This is a genomic window from Rhodococcus tibetensis (genome assembly GCF_024438035.1).
Taxonomy (GTDB): domain Bacteria; phylum Actinomycetota; class Actinomycetes; order Mycobacteriales; family Mycobacteriaceae; genus Rhodococcus_F; species Rhodococcus_F tibetensis.
The window spans coordinates 231,385-243,797 of record NZ_JANFQF010000002.1; the positions used below are offsets into that span (position 1 = coordinate 231,385).

The 12,413-nt window shown below is 62.9% G+C and carries 12 protein-coding genes; 6 read left to right on the forward strand and 6 right to left on the reverse strand.

Annotation, left to right across the window (positions count from 1 at the left end):
* The first annotated feature begins 7 nt into the window (after positions 1–7).
* The 5 genes from NOF53_RS03810 to NOF53_RS03830 all read left to right on the forward strand — a co-directional run bounded on the left by NOF53_RS03810 (position 8) and on the right by NOF53_RS03830 (position 6,141).
* A complete protein-coding gene (locus tag NOF53_RS03810) occupies positions 8–541 on the forward strand; it encodes a hypothetical protein (protein WP_255965689.1) in 534 nt (177 codons plus the stop codon).
* Between the two features lie 205 nt (positions 542–746).
* Positions 747–1,253, forward strand: a complete 507-nt coding sequence (locus NOF53_RS03815) for a hypothetical protein (RefSeq protein WP_255965690.1) — start codon at positions 747–749, stop codon at positions 1,251–1,253.
* Positions 1,253–1,915, forward strand: coding sequence for a hypothetical protein (locus tag NOF53_RS03820; protein WP_255965692.1), 663 nt, complete (start codon positions 1,253–1,255; stop codon positions 1,913–1,915). Before NOF53_RS03815 ends, NOF53_RS03820 begins: the two co-directional genes overlap by 1 nt.
* Positions 1,916–1,954: 39 nt before the next feature.
* Positions 1,955–2,494 (forward strand): hypothetical protein, encoded by a 540-nt coding sequence (locus tag NOF53_RS03825; protein ID WP_255965694.1) that lies wholly within the window; start codon positions 1,955–1,957, stop codon positions 2,492–2,494.
* 332 nt (positions 2,495–2,826) lie between these two features.
* A complete protein-coding gene (locus NOF53_RS03830; RefSeq protein ID WP_255965696.1) occupies positions 2,827–6,141 on the forward strand; it encodes a protein kinase domain-containing protein in 3,315 nt (1,104 codons plus the stop codon).
* Between the two features lie 34 nt (positions 6,142–6,175).
* On the opposite strand, the gene NOF53_RS03835 is transcribed toward NOF53_RS03830, so the two are convergent.
* Complete coding sequence (locus NOF53_RS03835; RefSeq protein WP_255965698.1) at positions 6,176–6,787, reverse strand: TetR/AcrR family transcriptional regulator; 612 nt, start codon at positions 6,785–6,787, stop codon at positions 6,176–6,178.
* A 173-nt stretch (positions 6,788–6,960) separates the two neighbouring features.
* Between NOF53_RS03835 and NOF53_RS03840 the strand changes: the two genes are divergently transcribed.
* On the forward strand, positions 6,961–7,692 hold the full coding sequence (locus NOF53_RS03840; RefSeq protein WP_255965700.1) for a TetR/AcrR family transcriptional regulator: 732 nt from the start codon (positions 6,961–6,963) through the stop codon (positions 7,690–7,692).
* Positions 7,693–7,763: 71 nt separating this feature from the next.
* Here the strand turns inward: NOF53_RS03840 and NOF53_RS03845 are convergent, their stop codons facing one another.
* From NOF53_RS03845 to NOF53_RS27665, 5 genes are all read right to left on the reverse strand, one after another.
* A complete protein-coding gene (locus NOF53_RS03845) occupies positions 7,764–8,720 on the reverse strand; it encodes an AraC family transcriptional regulator (RefSeq protein ID WP_255965701.1) in 957 nt (318 codons plus the stop codon).
* Between the two features lie 615 nt (positions 8,721–9,335).
* Positions 9,336–9,647: a pyrimidine/purine nucleoside phosphorylase gene (gene ppnP / locus NOF53_RS03850; RefSeq protein WP_255965703.1), complete on the reverse strand. Its 312-nt coding sequence runs from the start codon at positions 9,645–9,647 to the stop codon at positions 9,336–9,338.
* A gap of 364 nt (positions 9,648–10,011) precedes the next feature.
* Entirely contained in the window at positions 10,012–10,419 is a 408-nt protein-coding gene (locus tag NOF53_RS03855; RefSeq protein WP_255965704.1) for an SCP2 sterol-binding domain-containing protein, read from the reverse strand.
* A 593-nt stretch (positions 10,420–11,012) separates the two neighbouring features.
* Positions 11,013–11,465 carry a hypothetical protein gene (locus tag NOF53_RS03860; protein ID WP_255965706.1) on the reverse strand — a complete coding sequence of 151 codons (453 nt, stop codon included), beginning with the start codon at positions 11,463–11,465 and terminating at the stop codon, positions 11,013–11,015.
* 24 nt (positions 11,466–11,489) lie between these two features.
* The gene (locus NOF53_RS27665; protein WP_255965708.1) at positions 11,490–12,155 is read right to left on the reverse strand and encodes an AraC family transcriptional regulator; all 666 of its coding nucleotides are present in this window, start codon (positions 12,153–12,155) and stop codon (positions 11,490–11,492) included.
* Between the last annotated feature and the right edge of the window lie 258 nt (positions 12,156–12,413).

The following is a 12,413-nucleotide window of genomic DNA, read 5'->3' on the forward strand; positions in this document are numbered from 1 at the left end:
GCAACTCATGGTGTTTTTCGGACGACCGGGTGGGCCGGCCAGAACCGTTCTCGCCCTGGTAGCCGTTGGCGTACTCGGCCTGCTGTCAGTCGTGATCTTCAACCTGAACAGGAGCCTGGAGAACCAGCAACGAGTCAACGCCACCAGTGTCGGTGTTTCCGAGAGCTTCCTCGACGTCAACGATCAACTGACCGCGGAGCTCGGGGAACTGACCCAGCTGACCGGTACTGCGGAGTCGGCGCTCGACTCCATCAGGGCGTTGGGGCCACTCCTGGCGCGACTGGATCACGCCATCACGCCGGTCGCTGCGTCTCTGTCGAGCACCGCCCAAGGAGCCCAGATCACCAATGAGCAACTTGCCGCGATCGCGCAGATTCTCGGTGAGGTGCATAACGTCATCCTTCCGCTGGTGGACTCCGCCCAGGCGTTCGGTCAGCAGGGGGAAGACCTGTTGGCGGTGATCGAGGGATTGATCGCCGACTTACAGACTGCTGTCGAATCCGCGGCGACAATCAACCAGATGCTTCCACTGCCGGGCTGAATACCGACCCGCCACTTATGCCTCTCGACCGACTGGACGTGAAATGCGACGTAAAGACCGAAGCCTGAGAAGTCGTTCCGACATGGCTGGACCTCAAACTGCCATGTTGCCCTCGGCTACTCCACAATCAGACAGGTCCGCGGTCACTCACCCTGTCACCAAGTTTTCAGTTGCCACCGAATGGCTGGGCAGACTAGCGGCGGTCATGTCTGCCGTGCTACTCGTGCTCGTGTTGATCGCGATTCAGGAGGGGCTGGCGGTTCGGCAAAGTACCCGCGCCATCGTGGACAACTTCAGGCAAGCCAACCAGTATTTCGACGAGCGTGCCGATCTGGCCGCACCGGCTCGTGTCCGAAAAGAGCTTTCAGACTTGAAAATCGTGCTGGCGGAATTGAATGCGGCGACCGCCGCGGACGTTGATCAGCTGGCCGCAATGCTGCCGGACATGCGGACGTTGGTTACTGCCGGTCATAACGACGTCGATATCGCCCACCAGCTCCATGGCGTTTCCTCGTCGCTGCAGGGCGCGGCGGGATCGCTACACGCCATCTCCGCCGACGCGGACGCGGCGGTGGTCAAGGTGAACGATCGGCTTCTGGCCGCGCTGCAACTGGCCGATCAGCTCAACGCCGAACTCGAGCGTACGACGGTCAAACTCGCGCCGCTTCCAGCGCAGGGCAATGTGATCCCGGCGCCGACGGGAGGGAAGTAATGGTAGGCAGTCGAACTTTTGCCTCGGTTGTGCTGGCATTCGGCGTGGCGCCCGCCATCGGCTTGTGCGTGATCAATGGCTTTTTTCCCACGTTCCGCGATATCAGCGACCCTCTCGGTCGACCATCGGCCTTGAGCGTGCAGGTGATCGATTCGGCCGAAAGACTCGACGAGCTCACCGCCGAACTGGAGCCGAAGCACGCGCGGCTCGCGGCGGATATCCAAGTTCTCGGACCCATGTCGAACGACCTAGCCGTGTTGGCCGGTCGGAGCGTCGAATTATCCCCACTGTCAGCGGCATTGACCGGCAATGCATCGCAGGTCGCGGGTATCGCGGCACCTTTGCCGGACGTTGTGACAGGCGTTACCGCGCGTTCCGGCGAGGCCGGCGCCACCGTCGATGGGTTGGCGACGGCGGTTGGTTCCGTCGCCACCGAACTGCAGGGTATCCACGACGGTTTGACCACAATGCAGCTCACTCTTCTCGCTCTCGGCCCGAAGATGTCGGGTATCGCCTCGACGCTGGCGACGATCCAGGAAGAGGCTGCCCATGTTCGGGAGTTCGGTCCGCTCCTCGCGGTGGTCGGCCCTACCTTCAACAGTCTCGGTATCCCGCCGTTGGGTTTCGAGGCACCACCATTACCGCCGCTGCCTCATCCTTGAGCATCCGGACAGTCGATTTTGTCGTTCGACGGAGTGAACATGCACATTCAGAAAAAGTTTCGGTTGTCCTGGGCGATCACCCTGGCATTCACCATTGCGGTGTTGAGCGGCTTGTTGATTCTCACGAGAGATCTGGGCGTCACCAATGACACGTTGAATGACGTTGTCGTGCAGGTGAACACGCTCGACAAGACGACCGATGAGGCGCTCGACGGGGCGCATCAATTGCCACCTGCAGCCGAGGCGGCACGACAGGGGCTGCCGGAGGTGATCGGCGTCATCGATTCCCTCACCCGTGCGAATCAGGTGCTGGGCACCCTCGGTGACCAACTCGATACCCTCGGTGCCACGCTGACCGAGGCTGACGCTCCCTTAGCGGGAACCATTTCGGCCGGTCAGGGCGCAGGCGAACAGGCCGGTGCGGCCGTTGTGCCGCTCGGCGGGATCGCGGCGACCCTGGGCGATGCCAACGTCAACGCGCAGGCACTCGGCCAGAAGCTGGATGAGACGCTTACTCTGTCGCAGACGATCGACCAGAAACTACGCATCGCGTTGCTGCTGCCAAAAATCGGCAACTGACAAATAATCAAGTTAAGTGCCGGCGGCAGTCCGCACGCGAGAGCGCCGCTATGGGGGCGGCTCGGGTAGATCAGGCCGTTCCCCGAGCACCCTCGCCCTCGGCGCTGACGGGATCAACGTGTGGACATGCCGTGAGCAGCGGCGACCTCGACGACGGCCCAGCGTCGTCGAAGCCCGTTTGTTGCCCCGATGCTGAATCGCAGTCCCATTTGCCTGTCAGGCGGCGATATCCTGAAGGCACATTCTTCTCGAGGTGAGGCAGGTTGCCTTATCGAGGATCGGATCGTCCAGGTCTCGTTCTCGCTCTTCGGGTAGACGGTGAGGACACTCCGATGGCCGCAGGTGATCCGTTCGAAACCCAGCGCGGCGTGGCCCACACGGTCACGGCGGAGTTGAGCGCTGCGGGGTTCGAGGACGCCCACGAAATCGGCCGGGGCGGGTTCGGTGTCGTCTACCGCTGCGTGCAACCGGCGCTGGACCGCATTGTGGCGGTGAAGGTCCTTGCTGCGGACCTCGACGAGGAGAACCGGGTTCGGTTCTTCCGGGAGCAGCGGGCGATGGGCCGTCTCACAGGACATCCGCACATTGTGAGCGCACTGCATGTCGGTGCCACCGACAGCGGTCGCCCCTACATCGTGATGCCCTACCACTCGCAGGATTCGCTCGACGTCCGGATCCGCCACGACGGCCCACTGCCGTTGGAGGTAGCACTCAGGTTCGGGGTGAAGATGGCCGGTGCGCTCGAGACCGCACACCGTCTCGGCGTCTTGCACAGGGACCTCAAACCCGGAAACATCCTGCTCACCGACTACGGGGAGCCGGCGCTGACCGATTTCGGCATCGCCCATATCACCGGCGGATTCGAGACCGCCACCGGCACCGTGACCGGGTCGCCGGCCTACACCGCACCCGAGGTGCTCAGCGGCGAACCTCCGACTGAGGCCTCCGATATCTACGGTCTCGGTGCGACGGTGTTCTGCGCCATCACCGGTCACGCCGCGTTCGAGCGCCACAGCGGTGAGCATGTGGTTGCTCACTTCCTACGGATCACCACCCAGCCGGTCCCGGATCTGCGCGAGCACGGCGTTCCCGACGACGTATCCGAGATAGTCGACCGGGCCATGGCCACCGATCCGCGGCAGCGTCCTGCCACCGCCGCCGACTTCGGCGATGAACTGCGGCGGATCCAGCTCCACCACGGCTTCCCCGTCGACGAGATGGCCCTGTCCGGCGAACCGGGCGCGCACCGACGCGATCCGGATCCGGCGCGCGCCCGCCCGAGATCCACGGCAGCCCCGCCACCTATACCGTCGACGGCACCCGCCGTGAGGACTCCGTTGAGTAACCTGCCGCTCGAGCTCACCAGCTTCGTCGGGCGCCGCCATGAGTCGACCGAGGCGAAGCAGCTGCTGTCGGCCTCTCGTCTGGTGACGTTGACCGGGATCGGTGGTGTCGGGAAAACGCGTCTGGCGCTTCGGCTGGCCGCCGATGTCCGGCGGGGATTCGGTGACGGAGTCTGGTTGGTCGAACTGGGCGAGTTGCGGGACGGGTCATTGCTGATGGACACGGTGGCCGCAACCCTGGGGCTGCGGGATCAGCCTGCGCGACAGCTCGACGACGTGGTGGCGGAGTTTCTCACCTCCAAGCACCTTTTGCTTGTACTGGACAACTGCGAACAGGTGGTGGAGGCGGTCGCGGCATTGGCCGAGATGCTGCTGCGCACCTGTCCGCAGCTGCGGATCCTGGCCACGAGCCGCGAACCCCTGAGTATCGGCGGGGAGGCGGTGCTGCGCGTGCCCCCGCTGAGGGTCCCCGCCCCAGACCGCGAGCCGTCGCTGCGGGCGCTGCCCGGGTACGACGCGGTGACGTTGTTCGCACAGCGCGCCGCAGCCGCCGTGCCCGGATTCGAACTTACCGAGGACAACCGGGTGACGGTGGTCCGAATCTGCCACCAACTCGACGGCCTACCGTTGCCGATCGAGTTGGCGGCGGCACGGTTGCGGGCGATGTCGCCCGAGCAGATTCTGGAGCGGCTGACCGACCGATACACGCTGCTGACCCTCGGCAATCGCGGTGCACCGACACGCCAGCAGACTCTGCGGCTGTCCATAGACTGGAGTCACGAGCTCTGTACGTCTCGGGAACAGCAGCTGTGGGCCAGGCTGTCGGTGTTCGCGGGAAGTTTCGAACTGGATGCTGCCGAGGCGGTCTGCGGGGAGGACCTGACTCCGGAGGAGTTGCTCGACACAGTGACGGCATTGGTCGACAAGTCGATCCTGATCCGGGAAGACGCCGGCTCGGCGGTGCGGTTCCGGATGCTCGAGACCCTGCGCGACTACGGCAAGGAGAAGGCTGAGCAGACCGGTATCCATCCGGTATTGCGACGACGGCACCGGGATTGGTATCAGCGTTTGGTGTTGCAGGTCGAAGCCGAATGGATCGGTCCGCAGCAATTGGAGTGGATTGCGCGGCTCGAGAGGGAACAGTCGAACCTGCGTGAGGCGATGGAATTTTGCCTGTCGGAGGCGCCCGAAACCGGCGCCGAGGCCGGTCTCCGGATAGCGGCGGCCCTGTTCCCGTTCTGGCTGTCCCGCGGCATGTTCCGAGAGGGGCGGCACTGGCTCGACCGGGCCCTGGTCCATAATCCCGAGCAGCCGACCGCTTCACGAGTGGGGGCGCTGTACGCTGCCAGCGTGTTCGCCGGCGTGCAGGGTGACCTGCCGGCCTCGAGGGCCCTGGTGGAAGAAGCGCAGGCGCTGACCCCGCAGATAACCGACCCGCTGGCCCGCGCACGCATCACCCATGCAGACGGCCTCCTGGGCCTCGTCAGCGGCGACCTTCCCCACGCCTGCACCCGCATGGAAGAGGCACTGGGGGTGTTCGGCGCCCGCGGCGACCTGTCATCGCGGGTGTGGATGCTGATGATGCTCGGGCTGGTGTACGAATTGCAGGGAGATGTTCCGCGGGCCGTCGGCTGCCATCAGCAGGTTCTGGACATCACAGAATCACACGGTGAATCGGTATACCGGTCGTATTCACTGTGGGCGCTGGGAGTGGCGGTCTTGCAGCAGGGCGATCGCGGTCAGGCGGAGGAACTGCTGGAACAGTGCTTGCGGCTGACCCGGTTGGTGGACGATCCGTTCACTGCCGCGATGACCCTGGAGGCTCTGGCGTGGATCGCCGGCACCGAGGACGGCGCACGACGCGCCGCCATCCTGATGGGGGCCGCGGAGGCGCTGGGGCGTGCCCTGGGAAGCTCCTCGGTGCTGTTCCCCACCCTGCTTGTCCGCCACGAGGACTGCGAGCGGCTCACTCGCACTGCCCTGGGTGAGCGTGCGTTCGAGGCGGCCCGAAGGGAGGGTGCGCTCCTGGGATTCGAGGAAGCCGTCGCCTACGCCCTCGGCGAGGGCCCCCAGACCGCGACACCGCTCGCCGGTAGCAGTGCGACGGGCCTGACCAAGCGTGAGCGGGAGGTCGCAGACCTGGTAGCGCAGGGCCTCACCAACAAAGCCATCGCCGCCAGACTGGTGATATCGCCGCGCACCGCGCAGGGTCACGTGGAACACATCCTGACCAAACTTGGGTTCACCTCACGAACACAGATCGCGGGCTGGGTCGTGGAGCACGCGCAGGACGAGCGCGGCTGACCAGTACCACCTGAACACCGAAGGAGGCGACGAACTACGAAGCGGCCTTCTTCGTCGCTTCCGCGGCAAGCGCGGCATCGAGAAGAACCTCAGCAGCCAGGCGGGCCTGAGAAGCCGCTTCCCGGAAGTTCGAATGCATTTGGGCGCTGACGAAAACACCGTTCATCAAAATCAGAAGTTGGGTGGCCAGCGGCTCGGTCTGTTCGATGCCGGCTTCGGTGAGGTACCGCGCGAAGATTTCTCGAACGAAGTTCTTGTGAGCCACCGCGATATCCACGAAGTTGTGTTCCTGGTCGGCCATTTCCACTGCGACGTTGATGAATGTGCACCCTCGGTACTCCGGGTCCTCGATCAATCGTCCGAGGAAGTCGAACGCCGCCAGCACGCGCTCCCGGCCGGTATCCCCGGCCTGTTCGACCTCACGTTCGAACTTGGCACGTACACGACGGTCCTTGTCGAGGAGGAACGCCTCGACGAGGCCCTCCTTCGAACCGAAATGCCGATAGAGAGTCATGATCGGGGTATGCGCCTCTTCGAGCAGCCGGTTGACCCCGACGGCCCGGACGCCTTCGGTGTAAAACAGCTGCGCCGCGGCCATGAGGCGGTCCCGAGGCGCCAGGGCGGAGGTGTTTGCCGTTTTTGCCATCAGTCGAGTATAGCGAATGTTCTTTCACGTTGTATCCGCGAAATCGAACCGTCATGGCTTCTCGGACGCCGCGGCGACGCTGTTCTGGGTCAGCGCGACGCGTGCAGCGTCTTGTAACCTCGTTCCAAGGCCCTTTCATACGGGGCGATGCGAACTGGGGGAGGTGGACGCGGATGCCGAGCCCCGACAAGGAGGCCACTGTTCGATTGACGTCCGAACAGATCATCGAGCGGCTGGTCGACGCGGCGACGACTCTGCTCGCAGAGGCGGGCCCATCGGAGATCAAAGCGCGCTCGGTCGCTGAAGCGGCGCAGGTGTCCACGATGTCCGTTTATTATCATCTCGGTGGACTGCCTGAGCTGCTTCAGGCCGTGGTCGACAGAGGCTTCCAAAATCTCGCCCTTGCCTTCGAGGCGGTACCCGCCAGTGACGATCCTGCCGCGGATCTCTTCGGTATTGCGTTGGCATGCCGACAGCTGGCCCAGGCTAATCCGCATCTCTATGACCTGATGTTCGGCCTCGCGACGCGCCGTGGATACCGGCAGCTCAGGCCAGCCCGCTCGGGTTCCGCTGCCCAGTCCGAGGCGTTTCAGACTGCCTATTCGATTCTGGTCAGCCAATGTGCCCGATTCGTAGGAAGTGGCCGCATCCGCGGCGGCGAGAATCCGGAAGTGATCGCCACGCAGCTCTGGAGCTGCGTACACGGATTCGTCACTCTGGAGTTGGGCGGTCACTTCGCCCAGTTCCCCGATCCGGTCGACCAGGTCCTGCAACCGACGATGGTGAACTTGCTTGTGGGACTGGGCGATACCGTGGAGTCAGCACAGTCTTCGCTTGTAAATGCATTGCGCGCGCATTCGCGGGAGTCGGACCGCAGCGCCGCTGATCCACCGGCGCGAGGGTAATCAGCCGGAGAACCCTGATCGGGTGCATGGTCGGGCCCGAATGGAACAATGCGTGCCGCTTCGGAGCCGATTCAGCTGGCCAGATCATTCATTGTCGACGCATAGTGCGGGTTCAGGGTGTCCGTTTCCGCCTGCATCTCGACACCGGTGATGCTGAAGCAATCCCGGTAGTCGCTGGGCGACATCGATAGGAACTTCCTGAACTCGCGACCGAAATGGCTTGCGTCGTAGTAACCCCAGCGGTGGGCAATGGACCCGATCGGAATGTCAGTGGCGACCACGTCGCGGCGTGCGCTAGCGAGTCGTTGCATGCGCACAACCGACCCGACGGTATCGCCCGTGAGAGAGAAGGCGCGATGTACCGTACGGCTCGAGACGTTGAACGCCTTGGCGATATCGGTGACGCGGATCGGGCCGCTACGAAGGTGCTGTGTGATCCATTTTTCGAGCTGTGATCGAAGGGCGGGAAGCAGCGTTGGTCCGTCACATGCCGCCCGGCTACTGCTCCGGATCACCCCGGCCACCAGCGTGAGCAACGCCTCTCGCGCCGCCTCTGCGTCTGCGGCGTCCATGGACGATACGTGCGAACCCATGCTTTCTACGAAACTGATCAGGACGCGCGCCAGCGGACGGGATTGATCCAGCATCAAACAATCGGGGATCGAACCGCCGGTGTCGTATGACGCCAGCGCGGAGAAGGGGATGACCACACTACGTTTCCGGAGCCCCGACGATACGGTGGAGTTGTACGCCACTCGACCCGTCGAGATGAGGCCGGTTCCAGGTTCGATGCGAGCGGTACCCGATTGCAGTTCGAAGTGTTGAGTACCGGAGGATGCTGTGAGCAGCATCAGCACCTCGGTGTTCGACGTTTCGATCAATCGCTTCGTGCGATTCACTTTCAGTGCGGGGCAATCCCACTCAGTGACTTTGATGTCGCTGAGATCGAGGGATCGTAGTAGTCCGTGGCCTTCGCCCTCTGCATCGGCCGAAATATCGATTCCCATCGGCACGAGCCGCCCCGCCATCGCGTTCTCCCAAGCCGACCGGCGGTCCCGACGCTCGACTTGGCGGAGGTCGAGCGTGGGGACCGAGTCGTCTTTCATGACGCTGTGCTTCAGCGGCCGCGAACGAGGAGGTCGGTCCGTCCAGCGTTCTTCAGCAGCATGACGTACTTCGGAAACAGCTGTATGGCCGCCGGAATGACTCTGGGCGAGGTCGTCATACTCCGGTCGATCATTGCGCCTGTGGTCACAGGACCGAGAAGATCCGGCGCTGCGGGAAGTAGACATGTGATCGATTCCAATCCTGATGGCCGTGGCGCGACCGAACGGCAACGAGGTTGCTCGCAGTCCATAATGAAAGTTGTAACGAAGTTAGGGATACGCTACGCGGTGTACTTTCCTGTGGCAAGGGTCACATTGGTGTGCCTGTTTTGCGAGTCTCCTGGCACGGATTCGATGGTTGCAGTCAGGATGCGGACGGTCCGCGCCGGGGAGGCCGAGGTTTCTCGCCGGATGTCCGGCCTGTGTTTCGCGCGACGCGAAGCAGAACACCGCAACGTCCGTCGCCGTCGTCACCCGCGCCGGCTGTGCGGGGATGCGACAGCGTAGGTCGAAGTCTCGGCCGCTACTGCGGCCAGTTCAGCCGAAGTGACAGACGTAGTGCAGCGTGGTCAGGACCTCGATCTCGAATGAGCTGTTGCCGGGGACGTTGAAGGATTCGCCGCCGCGGTAGGTGAGGGTGTCGGTCTGGCCGGCGCGCGTGACCTTGCATTCGCCGTCGATCAGTTCCATGATTTCCGGCGCGGCAGTGTTGAACGTCAGGGTCGAGGGCTGGATTACACCGACCGACTTGGAGGTGCCGTCGGCCAGCTCAATGTTGTAGCTCACGCATTTGCCGTCGAAGTACACATTGGCCTTCTTGGTCACGCTGACGTTCTCGAACCGCGCCATGATCTCTTTCCCGAGGTGGTGGAGGTGGAGCCGTCAGCGTACGCGAGCCTGGTCGCCGGCTCGGACGGCCGGGCGCGGAGTGCGTTAGCGTCGCTGGCATGCGGCTTCACGTGGGATATGCCATGTGGACGCACGCGGCAGAGTTCGGCCCCTCGGGTACCCCCGCCAACCTCGAATTCCTGCACGACGGATCTTCGCGACCCGAATCGCTGGTGGCGCCTGTCCTTAATGGTGGGAAAGGGAGGTCCGTGGCGACCACATCGCGGCGTGCACGGCTTGTCGGTCTCGACGCTCGACCTGGCGGAGGTCGAGCGTCGAGACCCAGTCGTCTTTCACGATGTTGCGTTCCATCGTTCAGGCGGCGTCACTTAACGAGCAGGTCCGTCCGTCCATCTTTCTTCAGCAGCTCGATGTAAGTCGGGAAAAGCTTCGTTTGCGCGTTAATGGCTTTCGCCACGATTTTCATGTTCCCTGCCATGCCGATGTCGCCCCTCATCACAGCCATGGTCAGATTGAGGTCGCCCTGCCAGAAGCGGTTCGCATATTCGCCGGTCATCCGGAAGGTGCAATCTGCCTTGCCGTCCGCTGCGCCGGGAACGGCGGTCAGGTTCGGCATGTCGATGATCATGGAGCCGTCGGGTTCGGTGGTGAGGATTTCGAAGACACCCGGGATGTTCGAGAGCTTCTCGAGGAGGATCGGGTCGCTCTTAGCCTGTTCGAAAGCCAAGCCGATGTACTTGTACAGTTCCTCGGCGGTCGGTGTTGCGGACATCTGTTGGTTGTTCCTCTCGTGACGGCCGTGGCACGACCGGGGCGGCAACAAAGTTGCCCTCCTTTGAAGCGGGCACTGTGACGAACCAAAGTATGTGGTCTGTGTCGCAACTTAGGTTAGGAGCGGAACGTGGTGCTCACTAGGACGAGGACGCCCGGTGGCGGTATTCCCACGCCACGCCAGCCAGTTGCTTCGGCGACAAATATTTTCCGGAAACGATCTCCTGTCGGCAGGAACATCGCATTTTGAGTCGAACCACAAAAGGCAGTTGTTCGATCGTGTTTCACGCGCTGTCCCAGCGCCTTGCAACCCGTGTTTCATTGCCCTCTCAGGGCGAGTCGGCGACCACGTCGGCTCGCCGAGGCGAGGCCGTCGCAGATCGAGGCTTGTTCGGCCGCTGAGGCAGCGCAGGAATCCACGATGGACGTCCGTTGCCACGTCGGTGGACTTCCGTACTTACTGCAAGCCGCAGTCGACCAAGGATTCCTGGCGCTCGATCCAGCTTCCTCGAGCGGTACGCCGGAGCGGGATTCAGCCCCTTCGGGATTGCGTTGGCGTGCGCGTGCACTCGGAGCAATCGGACCCGAACACACTTACGCGGTCGACATCAGCGCGATGAACCGAAGAACCGTAATCGGGTGTGTGATAAGCCCCTTGACGATGAGCTCCTTGCGGAGGATTGCGCGGATCACAGCCATGCCCTGCCTGCTGAAGAAGCCTGTCGGGATCAGCCCGCCCGCCCGCATCCTCAGTTGCGACACGGCCATCAGCTGATCGCCCGTCGTGTCGATCACAGTGACACTGGGTCGCCCGGCTATATCGTTCAGAACCAAGGCCTTGTCAGATCCGAAGAGAATTGTGCATTCCGTTCCGGATCCGCCTTCGCGCAATGCAATCGGCCGTGTCATTCGAGCGGCTGTCTTGCGTCGTCCCGGAAAACTGTCAAAATTTTCTTGGAGCAGTAGTCCAGTCAACGATGCCATGCCATTGGGATCAGCATCAGCGTAAAATGTGCACTTGTACAGGTCTTCGGTTGCTTGTGTCATGCTGGGAGCCTTTGCGGAGTTGAATTAGCTGGCCAAGTCGTTCATGGTCGATGCGAATCGCGGGTTCAGCATTTCCATATCGGAATGCTCGCCGACATGGGAAACTTCGAAACTATCCCGATAGTCGCTCGGCGACATGGACAAGAAAGTTTTGAACTCGCGACCGAAATGGCTGGCGTCGTAGTATCCCCAACGGTGGGCAATGGACCCGATCGGGAGACTGGTGGCAACCACATCGCGGCGTGCGCCGGCGAGTCTCTGCATACGAACGACCGATCCGACGGTGTCTCCCGTCAGGGAGAAGGCGCGATGCACCGTTCGGCTCGAGACATTGAACGCCTTGGCCATGTCGACCACGCGGATCGGGCCACCGCGCAGGTGTTCCTTAATCCACCCTTCGAGCTGTGACCGCAGGGCCGGCAGCAGGGCCGGTCCGTCGTACGCCGCGCGGGTGTTGCTGCGGATCACCCCCGCCACGAGCGTGAGCAGCGCGTCGCGCGCGGCGTCGACCTCGGCGGGGTCCATGGACGTGATATTTGTGCCCATGCTGTCCACGAAGCTGATCAGCAGGCGCGCCAGCGGACGAGATTTGTCGAGCATCAGGCAGTCGGGAATCGCGCCGCCGGTGTCATAAGGGGCGAGGGCGGCGAACGGGATGACTACGCTCCGCTTCCGGAGCCCGCTCGACACGGTGGAGGAGTACGCCACTCCAGTCGTCGAAATGAGGGCGGACCCGGCTTCCATACGTGCGGTGCCTGAATCCCATTCGAAACTGACTCCCCGCCGATGCGGTGAGGAGAATCAGCGCCTCAGTGTCCGTCGTCTCAACCATTCGTTTCGTGCGAAGGAGTTTGAGCTCAGGGCACTCCCATTGGGTGACTTTGATATCGCTGAGGTCGAGGGATCGGAACATCCCGTGGTTGTGTTCGTCCGAGTCGGCCGAGAGGT

Bases quoted from the DNA above. Each gene is read 5' to 3' on its own strand.
- NOF53_RS03810 (WP_255965689.1), top strand. From the start codon at position 8: ATGGTGTTTTTCGGACGACCGGGTGGGCCGGCCAGAACCGTTCTCGCC.
- NOF53_RS03815 (WP_255965690.1), top strand. From the start codon at position 747: ATGTCTGCCGTGCTACTCGTGCTCGTGTTGATCGCGATTCAGGAGGGG.
- NOF53_RS03820 (WP_255965692.1), top strand. From the start codon at position 1,253: ATGGTAGGCAGTCGAACTTTTGCCTCGGTTGTGCTGGCATTCGGCGTG.
- NOF53_RS03825 (WP_255965694.1), top strand. From the start codon at position 1,955: ATGCACATTCAGAAAAAGTTTCGGTTGTCCTGGGCGATCACCCTGGCA.
- NOF53_RS03830 (WP_255965696.1), top strand. From the start codon at position 2,827: ATGGCCGCAGGTGATCCGTTCGAAACCCAGCGCGGCGTGGCCCACACG.
- NOF53_RS03835 (WP_255965698.1), bottom strand. From the start codon at position 6,787: ATGGCAAAAACGGCAAACACCTCCGCCCTGGCGCCTCGGGACCGCCTC.
- NOF53_RS03840 (WP_255965700.1), top strand. From the start codon at position 6,961: ATGCCGAGCCCCGACAAGGAGGCCACTGTTCGATTGACGTCCGAACAG.
- NOF53_RS03845 (WP_255965701.1), bottom strand. From the start codon at position 8,720: ATGGCGGGGCGGCTCGTGCCGATGGGAATCGATATTTCGGCCGATGCA.
- ppnP (WP_255965703.1), bottom strand. From the start codon at position 9,647: ATGGCGCGGTTCGAGAACGTCAGCGTGACCAAGAAGGCCAATGTGTAC.
- NOF53_RS03855 (WP_255965704.1), bottom strand. From the start codon at position 10,419: ATGTCCGCAACACCGACCGCCGAGGAACTGTACAAGTACATCGGCTTG.
- NOF53_RS03860 (WP_255965706.1), bottom strand. From the start codon at position 11,465: ATGACACAAGCAACCGAAGACCTGTACAAGTGCACATTTTACGCTGAT.